Here is a 17,847-nt window from a genome sequence, read left to right as displayed (position 1 = left end):
TTGAAAGAAGGGGATTATATGTCTTACATCGAAAAGCAAGATAAAGTGATTTTTGAAGCTATTGAGAAAGAGTTTAATCGACAAAATAATAATATTGAGTTAATTGCATCTGAAAACTTTGTTTCAGAAGCTGTTATGGAAGCACAAGGATCTGTATTAACTAATAAATATGCGGAAGGTTATCCAGGCCGTCGTTATTATGGTGGCTGTGAATTTGTAGACGTTACAGAATCAGTAGCAATCGACCGTGCTAAAGCATTATTTGGAGCAGAACATGTTAATGTTCAGCCTCACTCTGGTTCTCAAGCTAATATGGCAGTTTATTTAGTAGCATTAGAATATGGAGATACTGTTTTAGGCATGAATTTAAGTCACGGTGGTCATTTAACTCATGGTTCACCAGTTAATTTTAGTGGTAAATCTTATAATTTTGTCGAATATGGTGTAGATAAAGATACAGAACTTATTAATTATGACGAAGTACGTAGATTAGCAATTGAACATAAACCTAAATTAATTGTCGCAGGTGCATCTGCTTATTCACGTCAAATTGATTTCAAAAAATTTAAAGAAATAGCTGATGAAGTTGGCGCTAAATTAATGGTGGATATGGCTCATATTGCTGGTTTAGTCGCTGCAGGTTTACACCAAAACCCAGTTGAATATGCTGACTTTGTTACTACAACAACACATAAAACATTACGTGGACCACGTGGTGGCATGATTTTATGTAAAGAAGAATACAAAAAGGCAATAGATAAAACGATTTTCCCTGGTATTCAAGGTGGTCCTTTAGAACATGTTATCGCAGCAAAAGCAGTAGCATTTGGTGAAGCTTTAGACAATAATTTTAAAGTTTATCAAAAGCAAGTGATTAAAAATGCACAAACATTAGCGGATACCCTTTCAAAAGAAGGATTTAGAATCGTTTCAGGTGGTACAGATAATCACTTAGTAGCTGTAGACGTTAAAGGCTCTGTAAATATTACTGGTAAAGTTGCAGAAGAAACACTTGATAGCGTTGGCATTACTTGCAATAAAAATACTATTCCATTTGATCAAGAAAAGCCATTTGTTACAAGTGGTATTAGATTAGGAACACCAGCAGCCACTACTCGTGGTTTTGATGAAAAAGCATTTGAAGAAGTAGCAAAAATTATTGGTTTAGCTTTAAACAATCATGAAGATGAAGCTAAATTAAAAGAAGCAAAAACGCGTGTTTTAGCGTTAACTGAAAAATATCCTTTATATCAATAAAATACAAGGATATACAGAATATTGGAGGAAATGAAAATGAGTAAAGTACATGTATTTGATCATCCATTAATTCAACACAAATTGAGTTACATTCGTGATGCTCGTACTGGAACTAAAGAGTTTAGAGAACTAGTAGATGAAGTTGGTATGCTTATGGCATACGAAGTTACAAGAGATCTAGAGTTACAAGATGTTGAAATTGAAACTCCAGTAACTAAAATGACAGCTAAACGCTTAGCAGGTAAAAAATTAGCAATTGTACCTATTTTAAGAGCTGGACTAGGCATGACTGAAGGTATTTTAAGTTTAGTTCCTGCAGCAAGAGTAGGGCACATCGGTTTATATCGTGATCCTGAAACACTTAAAGCAGTAGAATACTTCTCTAAAATGCCTCAAGATATTGATGAACGAGAAATCATCGTTGTGGATCCGATGTTGGCAACAGGAGCATCTGCAATTGAAGCTATTACTTCATTGAAAAACAAAGGTGCTAAAAATATTCGTTTCATGTGCTTAATTGCTGCCCCAGAAGGTGTTGAAAAAATGAAAGAAGCTCATGATGATGTTGATATTTATATTGCAGCATTAGATGAGAAACTTAATGACAAAGCTTATATTACACCTGGATTAGGTGACGCAGGAGATCGATTATTCGGTACGAAATAGATATTGAAAACGGAGATAGATACGTTTGAAGAAAAAAATTATGACTATATTTGGAACTAGGCCGGAAGCTATTAAAATGGCGCCACTAGTTAAAGCAATTGAAAACGATGAGCAGTTGGAAGTATGCGTGGTTGTTACAGCTCAACATAGAGAAATGCTAGACGCTGTATTAAAAACGTTTGATATTGTTCCTGATTATGATTTGAATATTATGAAAGAAGGACAGACACTTTCAGAAATAACTTCAAAATCAATGATTGAACTGGAATCTATCATCAAACATGTTAAACCTAATATGGTATTGGTACACGGAGATACAGCGACTACATTTTCAGGAAGTCTAGCAGCGTTTTATAATCAAGTACCAATAGGTCACGTTGAGGCTGGATTACGAAGTTATGATAAATATTCACCTTATCCAGAAGAAATGAATAGACAAATGGTAGGCGTACTAACTGACATTCATTTTGCACCGACTTTCAATGCTAGGAAACATTTGCTTGACGAAGGTAAGGATATAAACTCAGTTGTGGTAACTGGTAATACAGCGATTGACGCATTAAATTATACAGTTAATGACGATTATCATTCTGACATTTTAAATAGACATAAGAATAAAAGAATATTGTTATTAACTGCACATCGTCGCGAAAACATTGGTGAACCAATGGAACATATTTTTAAAGCTGTTAGAAAGCTTGTAGATGAAGATGAGTCACTCGTAGTTGTTTATCCAGTGCATATGAATCCTAAAGTTCGTGATATTGCACAACATATTTTAGGCAAACATGACAGAATAGAACTTATTGAACCTTTAGATGTTTTAGATTTTCACAATTTTGCTAAACAAGCGCATCTCATTTTGACAGACTCTGGAGGGATTCAAGAAGAAGCCCCTTCATTACACAAACCAGTATTAGTATTAAGAGATAATACTGAGAGACCTGAAGGTGTTGAAGCTGGTACATTAAAAGTAGTTGGTACTTCGATGAATAATGTCTATAAAGAAACCAAAAAATTGTTAGAAGATAAAAACCTTTACAAGAGTATGAGTGAGGCAAATAATCCATATGGAGATGGAAGCGCTTCTAATAGAATTGTAAATCATATCAAATATTATTTTGATTTAATAAGTGAAAAACCAAAAGATTTTAAACAATAAAAGATGTATACCGTTTAAATGTGGCTAATTTGTGACAATTTTAGCTTAAAATTCAACAACAATTTGAATAGAATTGACACCGTTGTAGGCGCTATATTATCATTTAGATTGTATGAGTGGAACGGTTTACATGATTGTATAAGACACTCGGAGGCAAACAAATGGGTCGTTTCTACATCATTTTCAAACAATATATACAATATTATCTCTATTTATTGATATTATTAGGTATATTGTATCTCTTTTCACCCCATCCTTTTTTATTAGGTTTGATTATTGGTACATGTGGATCTTTAGTTAATACATACATCTTTGAGATCTATTTATTTCATGCACAAAAAGCTGAGTCAAACCATATATCAACAGGAAATATGTGGAGATATTTAGTGGCTATTGTCGTGTGTATAATATGGTTTTTCTTTAAAGATCACATCAATATCATTGGGGTGTTAATAGGGCTAATGATTTCTTATATCGTAATCATCTGTCGCCCTCTACTTAATAGGGAGTAAAATTTAAAACGAAAGAGGTGAGAATATGGATCATAAAGACCCGAAAGTAAGTTTGGATATTTTCGGTTTTGACCTTGTATTTAACATGGCAAGTGTAATGATGGTGTTAATTACAGCAGTTCTCGTTTTTTTACTAGCAATTATTTGTACACGTAATTTAAAGAAACGACCAACTGGTAAACAGAACTTTATTGAATGGGTTTTTGACTTTGTTAGAGGCATCATCGAAGGTAATATGGCATGGAAAAAAGGTGGACATTTTCACTTCTTAGCAGTGACATTAATTTTATACATCTTCATTTCTAATATGTTAGGTTTACCATTTGCAATAGTAACTAAAGATCACTACTTATGGTGGAAATCACCTACCGCAGATGCAACAGTTACATTGACATTGTCAACTACTGTTATTCTATTAACACATTATTATGGTATTAAAATGCGTGGTACAAAGAATTATTTCAAAGGTTATGTTCAACCGTTTTGGCCACTTGCAATTATAAACGTGTTTGAAGAGTTTACTTCAACATTAACACTTGGACTACGTTTATATGGTAATATCTTTGCAGGTGAACTATTACTAAGCTTATTAGCTGGATTATTCTTCCAAGAACCAGCATGGGGTTGGATAATTAGTATACCTGGTTTAATTGTTTGGCAAGGATTCTCAATCTTTGTAGGTACAATACAAGCATATATCTTCATTATGCTTTCAATGGTTTACATGTCACACAAAGTGGCAGATGGACACTAAATTTAAAAATTATATACAATCTTAGGAGGAAAATTTATTATGAATTTAATCGCAGCGGCAATCGCAATTGGTTTATCAGCATTAGGTGCAGGTATCGGTAACGGTCTTATCGTATCTAGAACAGTAGAAGGTGTAGCACGTCAACCAGAAGCTCGTGGTCAATTAATGGGTATTATGTTCATTGGTGTTGGTTTAGTTGAGGCTTTACCTATCATCGGTGTTGTAATTGCATTCATGACATTTGCTGGATAAGACATTTATTTAAGGCGAAGTCTAATAGACTCTCGCCGTTCGTTTTATTTTTTATTGCTTAATGATTATTTTGACGAAAGGAGTGTCATGATCCCGTGACTGCAACAGCTAATATGTTCGTTATCGGTGCAGCTTCAGGCGTTGAATGGGGCACAGTAATAGTTCAAATTTTTACTTTTATTGTCCTATTAGCGTTATTGAAAAAATTTGCTTGGGGTCCATTAAAAGAAATAATGGATAAACGTGAACGTGATATCAACAAAGATATCGACGATGCGGAACAAGCTAAATTAAATGCACAAAAACTTGAAGAAGAAAATAAACAGACACTTAAAGAAACTCAAGATGAAGTTCAAAAAATTCTAGAAGATGCGAAAGTTCAAGCACGTAAACAACATGAAGAAATCATTCATGAAGCAAACGTTAGAGCTAATGGCATGATTGAAACTGCTCAAAGTGAAATTAATAGTCAAAAAGAACGTGCCATTGCAGATATTAATAACCAAGTATCTGAATTATCAGTTCTTATTGCTTCTAAAGTTCTTAGAAAAGAAATTTCAGAGCAAGATCAAAAAGAATTAGTTGAAAAGTATCTAAAAGAGGCAGGCGATAAATAATGACAAAAATCGCTGACAAATACGCAAAGGCATTGTTTGATGTTTCTGCAGATACAAATCAATTGGATAGCATTTATGAAGAATTAGAAACAATTAGTCATTCTTCATTCGATTACATTAATGATTTAAAAGCCATTGATAGCAATCCTAAACTTACATTACAAAAGCGTCAAAACTTTGTAGGAGAGGTTTATGGTAATGCTAATCAGTACATTGTTAATATGTTGAAAGTGCTAGCGGAAAATCGTCATCTTTCACACATTGAAGATGTCTTTAAAGCTTTTCAATCACAGTATAATCAACATAACAATCAAGATTTCGCATTAATAGAATCAACATATGATTTAAATGATGAAGAAATATCAAAAATCGTTGAACTAGTTAAACAACAAACAAACTTATCTAAAGTAATTGTTAGTACTAAAATTAATCAAGATTTAATTGGTGGTTTTAGAGTTAAGGTCGGCACGACTGTTATGGATGGCAGTGTTAAAAATGATCTTATTCAATTACAACGTAAATTTAAAAGAGCAAACTAATTAATAAAGAGGAGTGACATAGATGGCCATAAAAGCTGAAGAAATCAGTGCATTACTTCGCTCACAAATTGAGAATTATGAGTCAGAAATGTCCGTAACAGATGTTGGTACAGTATTACAAATTGGTGATGGTATCGCATTAATTCACGGATTAAATGACGTTATGGCTGGTGAGCTAGTAGAATTCCAAAACGGCGTGCTCGGTTTAGCACAAAACCTTGAAGAATCTAATGTTGGTGTGGTTATCTTAGGACCATACACAGATATTAGTGAAGGTGACGAAGTTAAACGTACAGGACGTATTATGGAAGTACCTGTAGGTGACGAACTAATTGGACGAGTAGTAAATCCATTAGGTCAACCTATCGATGGACAAGGTCCTATCAACGCAACAAAAACAAGACCAGTTGAGAAAAAAGCAACTGGAGTAATGGATCGTAAATCAGTTGATGAACCATTACAAACTGGTATTAAAGCTATCGATGCATTAGTGCCAATTGGACGTGGTCAACGTGAGTTAATCATTGGTGACCGTCAAACAGGTAAAACAACTGTTGCAATTGATACAATCTTAAACCAAAAAAATGAAGATACAATTTGTATCTATGTAGCTATTGGTCAAAAAGATTCAACTGTAAGAGCCAATGTAGAAAAATTAAGACAAGCTGGCGCTTTAGATTATACAATCGTTGTATCTGCATCAGCAGCTGAACCAGCGCCATTATTATATATCGCGCCATATTCAGGTGTAACAATGGGCGAAGAGTTCATGTTTAACGGTAAACATGTTTTAATCGTTTATGATGATTTAACTAAACAAGCATCAGCTTATCGTGAACTTTCATTATTATTACGTAGACCTCCAGGCCGTGAAGCATACCCTGGTGATGTGTTCTATCTACATAGTAGATTACTTGAAAGAGCAGCTAAGTTAAATGATGATTTAGGTGGCGGATCTATTACTGCGTTACCAATCATTGAAACTCAAGCAGGAGACATTTCAGCTTATGTTCCAACAAACGTTATTTCAATTACTGATGGACAAATTTTCTTACAATCTGATTTATTCTTCTCAGGTGTAAGACCTGCGATTAACGCTGGACAATCAGTATCACGTGTTGGTGGTTCTGCTCAAATTAAAGCGATGAAAAAAGTAGCAGGTACTTTACGTTTAGACCTTGCTTCTTATAGAGAATTAGAATCATTTGCTCAATTTGGTTCTGATTTAGATGAATTCACAGCTAAAAAATTAGAACGTGGTAAACGTACTGTTGAAATCTTAAAACAAGATCAAAATAAACCACTTCCTGTAGAAAACCAAGTATTAATTATCTTTGCATTAACTAAAGGATATTTAGACGATATTCCTGTTGAAGATATTACTCGTTTTGAGGATGAATTAAACCACTGGGCAGCTTCAAATGCGACAGAATTACTTTCTGAAATCAGAGAAACTGGTGCTTTACCAGATGCTGATAAATTTGATTCTGCAATTACCGAATTCAAAAAAAGCTTTAGTAAATCAGAATAATAAAGAATAGTAATTAAAGGTGGTGAGATAGTGGCTTCTCTAAAAGAAATAGATACACGTATAAAATCAACCAAAAAGATGAAACAAATCACTAAGGCGATGAACATGGTTTCAAGTTCTAAATTACGTAGAGCTGAAAACAATACTAAACAATTCAAGCCTTATATGGATAAAATGCAAGATGCTATTACAGCAGTAGCTGGTTCTAACAAGAATTCAAACCATCCTATGCTTCGTCAAAGAGATGTAAAACGTAGTGGTTATCTTGTCATAACAAGTGATAAAGGATTAGCGGGTGCTTATAGTGCCAACGTTCTTAAAAAATTAATAAGTGACATCAAAGAAAAGCATAATGATAGTAGTGAATATAGCATTGTTGTTTTAGGTCAACAAGGTGTTGACTTCCTTAAAACACGAGGCTACGAAATAGAAAATTCATTAGTTGAACTACCAGACCAACCTTCATTTAAATCTGTTCAAGCGCTAGCAAAACACGCAATTGATTTATATAGTGAAGAAAATATTGATGAATTGAATATTTACTATAGTCATTATGTCAGTGTATTAGAAAATAAACCTACTACTAAAAAGGTTCTTCCATTATCTCAAGAAGATTCAAGTCAAGGTCATGGTCATATGTCTACATATGAATTTGAACCCGATAAAGAATCTATCTTAAGCGTCATCTTACCGCAATATGTTGAAAGTTTAATATATGGTACGATTTTAGATGCTAAAGCAAGTGAGCATGCGTCACGTATGACTGCAATGAAAAATGCTTCTGATAATGCTACAGAACTTATTGATGACTTATCATTAGAATATAACAGAGCTAGACAAGCAGCAATCACACAACAAATCACTGAAATTGTTGGTGGTTCGGCAGCACTTGAATAAAATTAAAAGGAGGAAAATAGCATGGGAATTGGCCGTGTAACTCAAGTTATGGGTCCTGTCATTGATGTTCGTTTTGAACATAACGAAGTCCCTGATATTAATAATGCCCTTATTATTGAAGTTCCAAAAGAAGAAGGAACAGTTAGCTTAACACTAGAAGTTGCACTACAATTAGGTGATGACGTTGTTCGTACAATCGCAATGGATTCAACTGATGGTGTTCAAAGAGGCATGGATGTTAAAGATACAGGTAAAGACATTAGTGTACCTGTTGGTGACGAAACACTAGGAAGAGTGTTTAACGTACTAGGTGACACGATTGACTTAGAAGAAAAACTTGATGATTCAGTTCGTCGTGATCCTATTCATAGACAATCACCTGGATTTGATGAATTATCTACTGAAGTAGAAATTCTTGAAACAGGTATTAAAGTTGTAGATTTATTAGCACCTTACATTAAAGGTGGTAAAGTTGGATTATTCGGTGGTGCCGGAGTAGGTAAAACAGTATTAATTCAAGAATTAATTAACAATATTGCTCAAGAACATGGTGGTATTTCAGTATTCGCCGGTGTTGGTGAACGAACTCGTGAAGGTAATGATTTATACTATGAAATGAGCGATAGTGGCGTAATTAAGAAAACAGCAATGGTATTTGGTCAAATGAACGAACCACCTGGCGCACGTATGCGTGTTGCTTTATCTGGTTTAACAATGGCAGAATACTTCCGTGATGAACAAGGACAAGACGTTTTATTATTCATTGATAACATTTTCAGATTTACGCAAGCAGGTTCAGAGGTATCAGCGTTATTAGGTCGTATGCCTTCAGCCGTTGGTTACCAACCTACACTTGCTACAGAAATGGGTCAATTACAAGAACGTATTACGTCTACAAATAAAGGTTCTGTAACATCTATTCAAGCAGTGTTCGTACCAGCCGATGACTATACTGACCCAGCACCAGCAACAGCATTTGCTCACTTAGATTCAACTACAAACTTAGAGCGTAAATTAACAGAAATGGGTATCTACCCAGCTGTTGACCCATTAGCTTCAACTTCTAGAGCATTAGAACCTTCAATAGTTGGACAAGAGCATTATGAAGTTGCACGTGATGTACAATCTACATTACAAAAATACAGAGAATTACAAGATATTATTGCGATTCTAGGTATGGATGAATTATCTGAAGAAGATAGACAAACAGTAGAACGTGCACGTAGAATTCAATTCTTCTTATCACAAAACTTCCACGTTGCTGAACAATTTACTGGTCAAAAAGGATCTTATGTTCCAGTTAAAACAACTGTAGCTGATTTCAAAGATATCTTAGAAGGTAAATATGATCATATTCCTGAAGATGCATTCCGTTTAGTAGGTAGCATGCAAGATGTAATTGCGAAGGCTAAAGACATGGGTGTTGAAGTCTAATAATTAGGAGGTATGGATAATGAATACATTAAGCCTAGAAATTGTCACTCCTAATGGTTCTATCTATGAACGAGATGATGTAGAACTAGCTGTTTTACAAACTACAGCTGGCGAAATGGGTGTGATGAATGGACACATTCCAACCGTTTCTGCATTAAAAACTGGCTACGTAAAAGTGAATTTTCATAATGGAAATGAATATGTAGCTGTTAGTGATGGGTTTGTAGAAGTTAGACAACATCAACTATCAATTATTGTCCAAACAGCTGAAACTGCTACTGAAATCGATGTTGAAAGAGCTAAATTAGCGAAAGCAAGAGCAGAATCACATTTAGATAATGATGATAATAGTGACATAAATAGAGCCAAAAGAGCGTTAGAACGTGCAAATAACCGTTTACGTGTGGCTGAACTTAAATAAATTATAAAAGGCTTGGAAATTCACCATTTAAGGTATTTCCAAGCCTTTTAATATACATACAAATCTTCTGTTTTTGCAGTTAATAGTAGTATCATTATTATGTTATTTCATGTACAATGTTATACAGTAATCAATTCTAAGGAGTAAAATATGGATTATCTAGGACAATTTGCGATAATACATTTAATTTTACATGTGATATGTATATGTATAGCTTACTGGGCATTAAATGCAATTCGCCTCGATCAATTTTTTAAAAAAGGTTATACGAAACAAATTCAAATATGCATGATATTTTTTGCTATATTATTAGGTACTAGTGTTAGTAATTTTATAATTGATTTGTTACAGTTTTCCACTCAATTAAAATATATAATGAAATAGTTCTTTTTTAGTTTTTTCATAATGAAAAACGGATATAATATATTATTGAATGATAAATTTTATATAGTAGGGAAATGTAAATAACTAGGAGATTTAAGTGGAGGATTTAAGATGGATAAAATAGTAATTAATGGTGGTAACCAACTAAAAGGTGAAGTTAAAGTAGAAGGTGCTAAAAATGCAGTTTTACCTGTATTAACAGCTTCATTATTAGCTTCAGAAGGTACTAGTAAATTAGTAAATGTACCAGCATTAAGCGATGTAGAAACTATAAACAACGTATTATCAACTTTAAATGCTGATGTTACGTATAAAAAAGAAGAAAATGCGGTAGTAGTTGATGCTACTAATACATTAAATGAAGAAGCACCATATGAATATGTGAGTAAAATGCGTGCAAGTATCTTAGTAATGGGACCTTTATTAGCTCGTTTAGGCCATGCAATAGTGGCTTTACCAGGTGGATGTTCAATTGGAAGTCGTCCAATTGAACAACATATTAAAGGATTCGAGGCATTAGGTGCAGAAATTCATTTAGAAAATGGAAATATTTATGCAAATGCTAAAGATGGTTTAAAAGGTGCTTCTATACATTTAGATTTTCCAAGTGTAGGCGGTACTCAAAACTTAATCATGGCTGCTTCATTAGCTTCAGGAAAAACAGTATTAGAAAATGCTGCAAAAGAACCAGAAATTGTTGACTTAGCTAATTATATCAATGAAATGGGCGGTAAAATCACTGGAGCAGGTACTGATACGATTACAATTCATGGTGTCGATCATTTAACTGGTGTAGAACATTCTATTATTCCAGATAGAATTGAAGCAGGTACATTATTAATCGCTGGCGCAATCACTCGTGGAGACATCATTGTACGTGACGCAATCAAAGAACACATGTCTAGTTTAGTTTATAAACTTGAAGAAATGGGAGTTAACTTAGAATATTTAGAAGATGGTATCCGAGTATCTGCTGATGGAGATTTAAACCCAGTAGATGTTAAAACATTACCACATCCAGGATTCCCTACAGATATGCAATCTCAAATGATGGCTTTACTATTGACTGCAAATGGTCACAAAGTAATCACAGAAACAGTGTTTGAAAATAGATTTATGCACGTTGCTGAGTTTCGTAGAATGAATGCAAATATCGATGTAGAAGGTAGAAGTGCTAAAATTGAAGGCAAAAGCAATCTTCAAGGTGCACAAGTTAAAGCGACTGACTTAAGAGCTGCTGCAGCATTAATTTTAGCTGGTTTAGTTGCAGAAGGAACAACACAAGTAACTGAATTAAAACACTTAGACAGAGGCTATGTAGATTTACATGGTAAATTAAAATCATTAGGTGCAGATATCAAACGCATTAATGACTAATTAATTTTTCATTCAAATATGGAGGTTTAAACATCATGGAAACAATTTTCGATTATAATCAAATAAAACAAATTATCCCTCATAGACAACCATTTTTATTAATAGATAGAGTAGTTGAATACGAAGAAGGTAAACGTTGCGTTGGATTAAAACAAGTTTCAGGTAATGAACCATTCTTCCAAGGGCATTTTCCAGATTACGCTGTTATGCCTGGTGTATTAATTACTGAAGCATTAGCTCAAACTGGTGCAGTAGCAATGTTAAACAGTGAAGAAAATAAAGGTAAAATAGCTTTATTCGCAGGTATTGATAAATGTCGATTTAAAAGACAGGTTACACCAGGAGATACACTAATGTTAGAAGTAGAAATAACTAAAATTAAAGGACCAATTGGTAAAGGAACTGCAAAAGCAACTGTAGATGGCCAATTGGCTTGTAGTTGTGAACTAACATTTGCAATACAAGATGCAAAATAAATCATAAACTAAAGCCTACAATCAGGATATTCTGACTGTAGGCTTTTAATATGCGTCATTATCTTTCAAATTTTTCATCTTTAAGTTTAGGTTTAGATTGCATCATACGGTTGAATGTTTTTTTCAATTCTTCACCAGTTAATCCATCATCGACAAGTTCTTCTAATAAACTTTCGGCATAAACTTGACGTAAAGTATAGATATGGCATTCAAATACGACTGACATTGTTTTATCAAATTGCTTAACACTTTTAACAGTGGCATCAAATAATGCAGGATCATTTGCAGGTCTAGTAATTACGACACGAATATCTAATAATTTATCATTATCTATATAGTCTTTAAACGTGTGATAATGTTCATTTGAAATTACAATTTCTAGTAACCAACCAGTGCCACTACCTTCTTTATTAATAATGACACCATCTTCTAACTCATATTCAGTCACACCACCGTTTTCACTTACGATTTGAAAACGTACAGCTTTAAATGTCTTCATAAAGTCACTTCCCATTTGTTTTATATTTACAAAAAATGATTTATTTTTAATTGGAGTATACAATTTTTGATTATTTTCTTTAAATATATCAAAAATTAAGGGTAAATAGCTATATATTTTGAAAAAATAGCATTTTGACGGTAATGAGAGAAATAATTATTATAATAGGTAAGAGGAGGTGACACATGTTAAACAAAATAGTTATAGTTGGCAGACTTACTAAAGATGCCCAAATTTATGAAAAGGAGGACGGTAATAAAGTAGCAACTTTTTGTGTAGCTACTGAAAGAAATTATAAAGATCAAAATAATGAGATTGCATGCGATTATCTATATTGTAAAGCATTTGGCAAAACTGCAAGTAACATTGAAAAATATACACATCAAGGTTCACTAGTAGGAATAACTGGTCAAATGCGATCGCGAAAATATGAAAAAGATAACCAGACTCATTTTGTAACAGAACTATATGTAGAAACAATTAAATTTATGTCCTCTAAGGCAAAAGAATCCAATATCCTCTCTAACGAATATGATGAAGAGTCAAATGAACTCTTTAATATAGGTTAGACATCCATTAATTATTCAATAACTCCCAATTATTTATACTTTATCCTATCTTAATATAAATTATCATCTTTCAATTATACTCGAGCGACCTTTTTTAAATTAATATTAAAAAAGGTCGTTTATTTATTAGTTTATACAGGAAAATTGATTCAATTCACGTCAGAATTATCTGATAGATTTCAATTGTATTACAAACACATCACAGACATATGTATTATATAAACTGTCATGGCAGTTTTCATAAAGGATAAAATTTAAAATTACACTAAAATATAATGTAATTCGCACGTAAAAAAATAGCTTTCATTTTTATTTGGCTGTAACCTGCAAGGAATTTATGGATGTTACAGTAGTATTTGTAAATTAGTTAAAGAAAACAAATCACTTTTAGGAGGATTTTTTAATAATGAAAAAAACAATTATTGCATCATCACTAGCAGTAGGATTAGGCGTTGTAGCAGGTAATGCTGGACACGACGCACACGCAAGCGAAGCAAATATTAATGAAGCAGAATTAGCTCAAAAAGCTCAATCAAATGATCAAACATTAAACGAAAGCCCTATCCAAGAAGGTGCTTATAACTATACATTCGATTACAATGGTTTCACTTATCACTTTGAATCAGATGGTACAAACTTCTCATGGGATTATCACCAATCTGGTCAATCAACTGAAGCTTCAAATACTCAAGCTCAACCACAACAAGATGTAAGTGAACAAGCTTCAGCATCAACTAACGAAACTTCTGCACAAGAAGTAAGCAATCAACAACAATCAAAATCAGCTCAACCTGAACAAGTTTCAGCACCACAAACTGAACAAACTCAACAACCACAACAAGAAACTACTTCAAATAATCAATCAAGCTCAAGCGAAGCTTCAAGTGGTTCATCTGTAAACGTAAATGATCACTTAAAACAAATCGCTCAACGTGAATCAGGTGGCGACATTCATGCTACAAACCCATCAACTGGTGCTTCAGGTAAGTATCAATTCTTACAATCAACTTGGGATTCAGTAGCTCCATCTGAATATCAAGGTCAACCAGCTTCAAGTGCTCCTGAACACGTTCAAGACGCTGCAGCTCAAAAATTATATGATACAGCTGGCCCAAGCCAATGGGTAACTGCATAATATAAGATATTTCTTTCACCCTATTTTGATAGGGTGAATTTTTTTATCATAAAAATGACTTAGTTTAAAAACGTGGAAATTTCAATTGTCTATGAATTTTTATTAAATTAATAAATGAAACTTTTAGATAATTGATTTCATGTATTTATTTTGCTAATGTTATATATGACAGTAATTTAAAAGAAAACTACTAGGGGAGCCTTATGGCTGAGATGAATTTTATTCAGACCCTTACAACCTGATTTGGTTAGCACCAACGTAGGAAAGTAGTATTTATTATTAAAGGCGCATATTAACCTTGATATTAACTACTTTCCTATTTGGGAAGTAGTTTTTTATTTCAAGGAGGCAATTTGTGATGAGTTTTTCTAAAGAATTAAGGGTAGCTGCAGAACCAATTATTGAAGATATTTACAACGATGGTTTTATTCAAGATTTATTGCATGGTGAATTATCGAAACAAGCCGTTCGACAGTATTTACGTGCAGATGCTTCGTATTTAAAGGAATTTGCTAATTTATATGCATTATTGATACCTAAAATGTCAGAATTAGAAGATGTGAAATTTTTAGTTGATCAAATAGAATTTATGTTAGAAGGTGAAGTGGCCGCTCATGAATCTTTAGCTGCTTTCATAAATGAACCATATGATGAAATTGTTAAAGAAAAAGTATGGCCACCAAGTGGAGATCACTACATCAAACATATGTATTATAATGCTTATGCACATGAAAACGCTGCTTATACGATTGCTGCAATGGCGCCATGCCCTTATGTTTATGCCGTTATTGCTAAAAGAGCAATGCAAGATCAAAATTTAAATCGTGATGAAAAAACAGTTGATTGGTTTGAATTTTATAGTACAGAAATGGATGAATTAGTCCGTGTCTTTGATGACTTGATGGATCGTTTAACTCAACAATGTACTGAAAATGAAAAAAATGAAATTAAAGAGAACTTCTTGCAAAGTACACTACATGAGAGAAACTTTTTCAATATGGCTTATATAGATGAAAAATGGAATTATCGAGGTGATAAATATGAATAAGCCTAAAATAGCTTTAACAATTGCTGGTACAGACCCAACAGGTGGAGCAGGTGTTATGGCAGATCTTAAGTCATTCCATTCTTGTGGTGTGTATGGCATGGCGTCAATAACTAGTATTGTCGCTCAAAATACATTAGGGGTTCAGCATATTCATAATCTTGAGACATCATGGGTAAAAGAACAATTAGAAAGTATATTTAATGATGAGTTACCTCATGCAATTAAAACAGGAATGATTGCAACTGAAGATACAATGCATTTAGTACAAAGTTACTTACAACAATATCCCAAAATTCCATATGTTATTGATCCAGTTATGCTTGCTAAAAGTGGAGACTCTCTTATGGATGATGAAACCAAACAAAAACTTCAAGATACTTTATTGCCATTAGCAGATGTCGTTACTCCAAATATACCAGAAGCTGAAGAAATAACTGGTATCAAGATTGATACAGAAGAAAATATACGTAAAGCAGGTAATATCTTTATTAATGAAATTGGAAGTAAGGGCGTAGTTATTAAAGGCGGACATTCTGCAGATTTAAATAATGCTAAAGATTTTCTGTTTACGCAAGATGGTGTTTATACATTTGGAGATGAACGTTTTGACACTAAACATACACATGGTACTGGTTGTACATTTTCAGCAGTAATAACAGCAGAATTAGCCAAAGGTCGTTCTATATATGAAGCGGTAGAAAAAGCTAAAAAATTCATTTCATTAAGTATCAAATATACACCAGAAATAGGTAAAGGTCGTGGCCCTGTTAATCACTTCGCATATCTTAAGAAAGAAGGGTTAGATGATGAATAATTTAGAAAAACTTAGAAATGAAAATCCACTAATCGTCTGTTATACCAATGATGTTGTAAAAAATTTTACTGCTAATGGTTTATTAAGCATAGGTGCAAGTCCAGCAATGAGTGAAGCGCCTGAAGAAGCGAGAGATTTCTATAAAGTTGCGGGCGGTTTGCTTATAAACATTGGGACACTTACACATAATAATGAAGATGATTTAATAAAAATTGGTAAAATTGCTAACGAATTAGAAACTCCTATTGTTTTTGATCCAGTCGCAGTTGGAGCATCACAGTATAGAAAAGATTTTTGTAAACGCTTTTTAGACGAAGTGGATGTATCTGTAATCAAAGGAAATGCTTCTGAAATTTTAACACTAGTCGATTCAAATACAACAATGAAAGGTACAGATGGAGACAGTGAATTAAATGTATTAGACATTGCAAATGATGCATATAAAAAATATCAAACTGCTATAGTAATTACAGGTGAACATGATATTGTGATGCAAGATAATAAAATGACAAAACTTTCAAATGGCTCATCTATGTCAGCTAAAATTACAGGTGCAGGTTGTTTATTAGGTGGTATCATTGCGAGTTTCTTATTCAGAAATACTAAACCTAAACATGAAACGCTTGTCGAAGCAGTAAGCTTTTATAATATAGCAGGTGAAATTGCTGCAAGTGAAGATAAAGTAAAAGGTCCGGGTTCATTTTTACCTGAATTATTAGATCAAATGTATTTACTCGATTATAAGACTTATGAAAAATATGTTAAAAAAGAAGAGGTTGATTAGGTGGAATTTAAAGCGTCACAATTAAAAATATATTTTATCTGTGGAACTCAAGATATACCTGAACAAAAATCAATAAAAACAGTTTTAACCCAAGCACTTGAGGCTGGAATAACTATGTTTCAGTTTCGAGAAAAGGGCGAGAATGCTTTGAAAGATAATGAAAAAGAGAAATTAGCAAAAGAATTACAATCATTATGTCAATCTTATCATGTACCTTTTATTGTTAATGATGATGTATCACTAGCAAAAAAAATTAATGCTGATGGTATACATGTAGGTCAGGATGATGAAGACGTGAAAGCTTTTGCCAATGACTTTCAAGACAAAATTATCGGACTTAGTGTTGGTAATATAAGTGAATATGAAACGTCTGATTTAACAAATGTTGATTACATAGGTGTAGGTCCTATGTTTAATACACCTTCAAAAAGTGATGCAAGTGAACCAGTTGGTCCAGAGATGATTAAACAGTTAAGACGAAGAATTGGTGCATTTCCAATGGTTGCAATTGGTGGCATTACTGAGGAAAATGTTAAGTCTATTGCAGATGCTAATGCAGACGGTATATCAATTATTTCAGCTATAAGTAGAAGCCAGAATATTGACAACACTGTTAATGAATTTAAGAAATATTTCAATTAATCATTAATTTTTTCCACTTTTTGTTTTATACCATGGTATGAGTATGATAGAATAAAACCTATGTGAATATTACAATA

General features: G+C 33.2%; 22 protein-coding genes and 1 riboswitch. Of the genes, 21 read left to right on the top strand and 1 reads right to left on the bottom strand.

Translation table 11 applies throughout. The features are described from left to right. The first annotated feature begins 18 nt into the window (after window positions 1-18). The 15 genes from glyA to fabZ all read left to right on the top strand — a co-directional run bounded on the left by glyA (window position 19) and on the right by fabZ (window position 12,279). Window positions 19-1,257, top strand: a complete 1,239-nt coding sequence (gene glyA / locus LFT63_RS05585; RefSeq protein WP_029056180.1) for a serine hydroxymethyltransferase — start codon at window positions 19-21, stop codon at window positions 1,255-1,257. Between the two features lie 36 nt (window positions 1,258-1,293). After that, a complete protein-coding gene (gene upp, locus LFT63_RS05580; RefSeq protein WP_017636774.1) occupies window positions 1,294-1,923 on the top strand; it encodes a uracil phosphoribosyltransferase in 630 nt (209 codons plus the stop codon). 25 nt (window positions 1,924-1,948) lie between these two features. Beyond that, window positions 1,949-3,085, top strand: coding sequence for a non-hydrolyzing UDP-N-acetylglucosamine 2-epimerase (gene wecB / locus LFT63_RS05575; protein ID WP_029056182.1), 1,137 nt, complete (start codon window positions 1,949-1,951; stop codon window positions 3,083-3,085). A 161-nt stretch (window positions 3,086-3,246) separates the two neighbouring features. Then, window positions 3,247-3,597, top strand: a complete 351-nt coding sequence (locus tag LFT63_RS05570; RefSeq protein WP_081581205.1) for an ATP synthase subunit I — start codon at window positions 3,247-3,249, stop codon at window positions 3,595-3,597. A gap of 25 nt (window positions 3,598-3,622) precedes the next feature. Next, entirely contained in the window at window positions 3,623-4,351 is a 729-nt protein-coding gene (atpB, locus tag LFT63_RS05565; RefSeq protein ID WP_017636772.1) for a F0F1 ATP synthase subunit A, read from the top strand. Between the two features lie 39 nt (window positions 4,352-4,390). Further along, window positions 4,391-4,603: a F0F1 ATP synthase subunit C gene (gene atpE, locus LFT63_RS05560; RefSeq protein WP_001048816.1), complete on the top strand. Its 213-nt coding sequence runs from the start codon at window positions 4,391-4,393 to the stop codon at window positions 4,601-4,603. A gap of 95 nt (window positions 4,604-4,698) precedes the next feature. Then, window positions 4,699-5,220 (top strand): F0F1 ATP synthase subunit B, encoded by a 522-nt coding sequence (locus tag LFT63_RS05555; RefSeq protein WP_017636771.1) that lies wholly within the window; start codon window positions 4,699-4,701, stop codon window positions 5,218-5,220. Then, complete coding sequence (locus LFT63_RS05550; RefSeq protein ID WP_017636770.1) at window positions 5,220-5,759, top strand: F0F1 ATP synthase subunit delta; 540 nt, start codon at window positions 5,220-5,222, stop codon at window positions 5,757-5,759. The genes LFT63_RS05555 and LFT63_RS05550 overlap by 1 nt, the downstream gene beginning before the upstream one ends. Before the next feature lie 22 nt (window positions 5,760-5,781). After that, entirely contained in the window at window positions 5,782-7,290 is a 1,509-nt protein-coding gene (gene atpA, locus LFT63_RS05545) for a F0F1 ATP synthase subunit alpha (protein WP_017636769.1), read from the top strand. Between the two features lie 30 nt (window positions 7,291-7,320). After that, window positions 7,321-8,187, top strand: a complete 867-nt coding sequence (gene atpG / locus LFT63_RS05540) for an ATP synthase F1 subunit gamma (protein ID WP_017636768.1) — start codon at window positions 7,321-7,323, stop codon at window positions 8,185-8,187. Window positions 8,188-8,208: 21 nt separating this feature from the next. Then, on the top strand, window positions 8,209-9,621 hold the full coding sequence (atpD, locus tag LFT63_RS05535) for a F0F1 ATP synthase subunit beta (RefSeq protein ID WP_017636767.1): 1,413 nt from the start codon (window positions 8,209-8,211) through the stop codon (window positions 9,619-9,621). A gap of 19 nt (window positions 9,622-9,640) precedes the next feature. Beyond that, on the top strand, window positions 9,641-10,042 hold the full coding sequence (locus tag LFT63_RS05530) for a F0F1 ATP synthase subunit epsilon (protein WP_017636766.1): 402 nt from the start codon (window positions 9,641-9,643) through the stop codon (window positions 10,040-10,042). A gap of 150 nt (window positions 10,043-10,192) precedes the next feature. Next, window positions 10,193-10,426, top strand: a complete 234-nt coding sequence (locus LFT63_RS05525) for a DUF1146 family protein (RefSeq protein WP_017636765.1) — start codon at window positions 10,193-10,195, stop codon at window positions 10,424-10,426. Between the two features lie 111 nt (window positions 10,427-10,537). Then, window positions 10,538-11,803 (top strand): UDP-N-acetylglucosamine 1-carboxyvinyltransferase, encoded by a 1,266-nt coding sequence (murA, locus tag LFT63_RS05520; RefSeq protein ID WP_340768243.1) that lies wholly within the window; start codon window positions 10,538-10,540, stop codon window positions 11,801-11,803. A 35-nt stretch (window positions 11,804-11,838) separates the two neighbouring features. Further along, complete coding sequence (gene fabZ / locus LFT63_RS05515) at window positions 11,839-12,279, top strand: 3-hydroxyacyl-ACP dehydratase FabZ (protein WP_002451649.1); 441 nt, start codon at window positions 11,839-11,841, stop codon at window positions 12,277-12,279. Between the two features lie 58 nt (window positions 12,280-12,337). Here fabZ and LFT63_RS05510 read toward each other — a convergent pair whose 3' ends face one another. Then, window positions 12,338-12,778, bottom strand: a complete 441-nt coding sequence (locus LFT63_RS05510; RefSeq protein ID WP_017636763.1) for a YwpF-like family protein — start codon at window positions 12,776-12,778, stop codon at window positions 12,338-12,340. A 185-nt stretch (window positions 12,779-12,963) separates the two neighbouring features. On the opposite strand from LFT63_RS05510, the gene LFT63_RS05505 reads away from it, so the two are divergent. From LFT63_RS05505 to thiE, 6 genes are all read left to right on the top strand, one after another. After that, window positions 12,964-13,347, top strand: a complete 384-nt coding sequence (locus LFT63_RS05505) for a single-stranded DNA-binding protein (RefSeq protein ID WP_017636762.1) — start codon at window positions 12,964-12,966, stop codon at window positions 13,345-13,347. Between the two features lie 406 nt (window positions 13,348-13,753). After that, complete coding sequence (locus LFT63_RS05500; RefSeq protein WP_029056185.1) at window positions 13,754-14,482, top strand: transglycosylase family protein; 729 nt, start codon at window positions 13,754-13,756, stop codon at window positions 14,480-14,482. A 182-nt stretch (window positions 14,483-14,664) separates the two neighbouring features. Continuing rightward, window positions 14,665-14,764, top strand: a riboswitch (TPP riboswitch). A gap of 76 nt (window positions 14,765-14,840) precedes the next feature. Then, entirely contained in the window at window positions 14,841-15,530 is a 690-nt protein-coding gene (gene tenA / locus LFT63_RS05495; RefSeq protein WP_017636760.1) for a thiaminase II, read from the top strand. After that, window positions 15,523-16,344 carry a bifunctional hydroxymethylpyrimidine kinase/phosphomethylpyrimidine kinase gene (gene thiD / locus LFT63_RS05490; protein WP_029056186.1) on the top strand — a complete coding sequence of 274 codons (822 nt, stop codon included), beginning with the start codon at window positions 15,523-15,525 and terminating at the stop codon, window positions 16,342-16,344. The genes tenA and thiD overlap by 8 nt, the downstream gene beginning before the upstream one ends. Continuing rightward, complete coding sequence (thiM, locus tag LFT63_RS05485) at window positions 16,337-17,128, top strand: hydroxyethylthiazole kinase (protein ID WP_046466905.1); 792 nt, start codon at window positions 16,337-16,339, stop codon at window positions 17,126-17,128. Before thiD ends, thiM begins: the two co-directional genes overlap by 8 nt. Next, window positions 17,129-17,770 (top strand): thiamine phosphate synthase, encoded by a 642-nt coding sequence (gene thiE, locus LFT63_RS05480; protein WP_046466906.1) that lies wholly within the window; start codon window positions 17,129-17,131, stop codon window positions 17,768-17,770. Window positions 17,771-17,847 lie beyond the last annotated feature (77 nt).

Source organism: Staphylococcus sp. FSL H8-0121 (genome assembly GCF_038008425.1).
GTDB lineage: Bacteria > Bacillota > Bacilli > Staphylococcales > Staphylococcaceae > Staphylococcus > Staphylococcus pasteuri.
The sequence above is the reverse complement of the archived record's forward strand: the minus strand, read 5'-3'. Positions and strand labels throughout refer to the sequence as shown.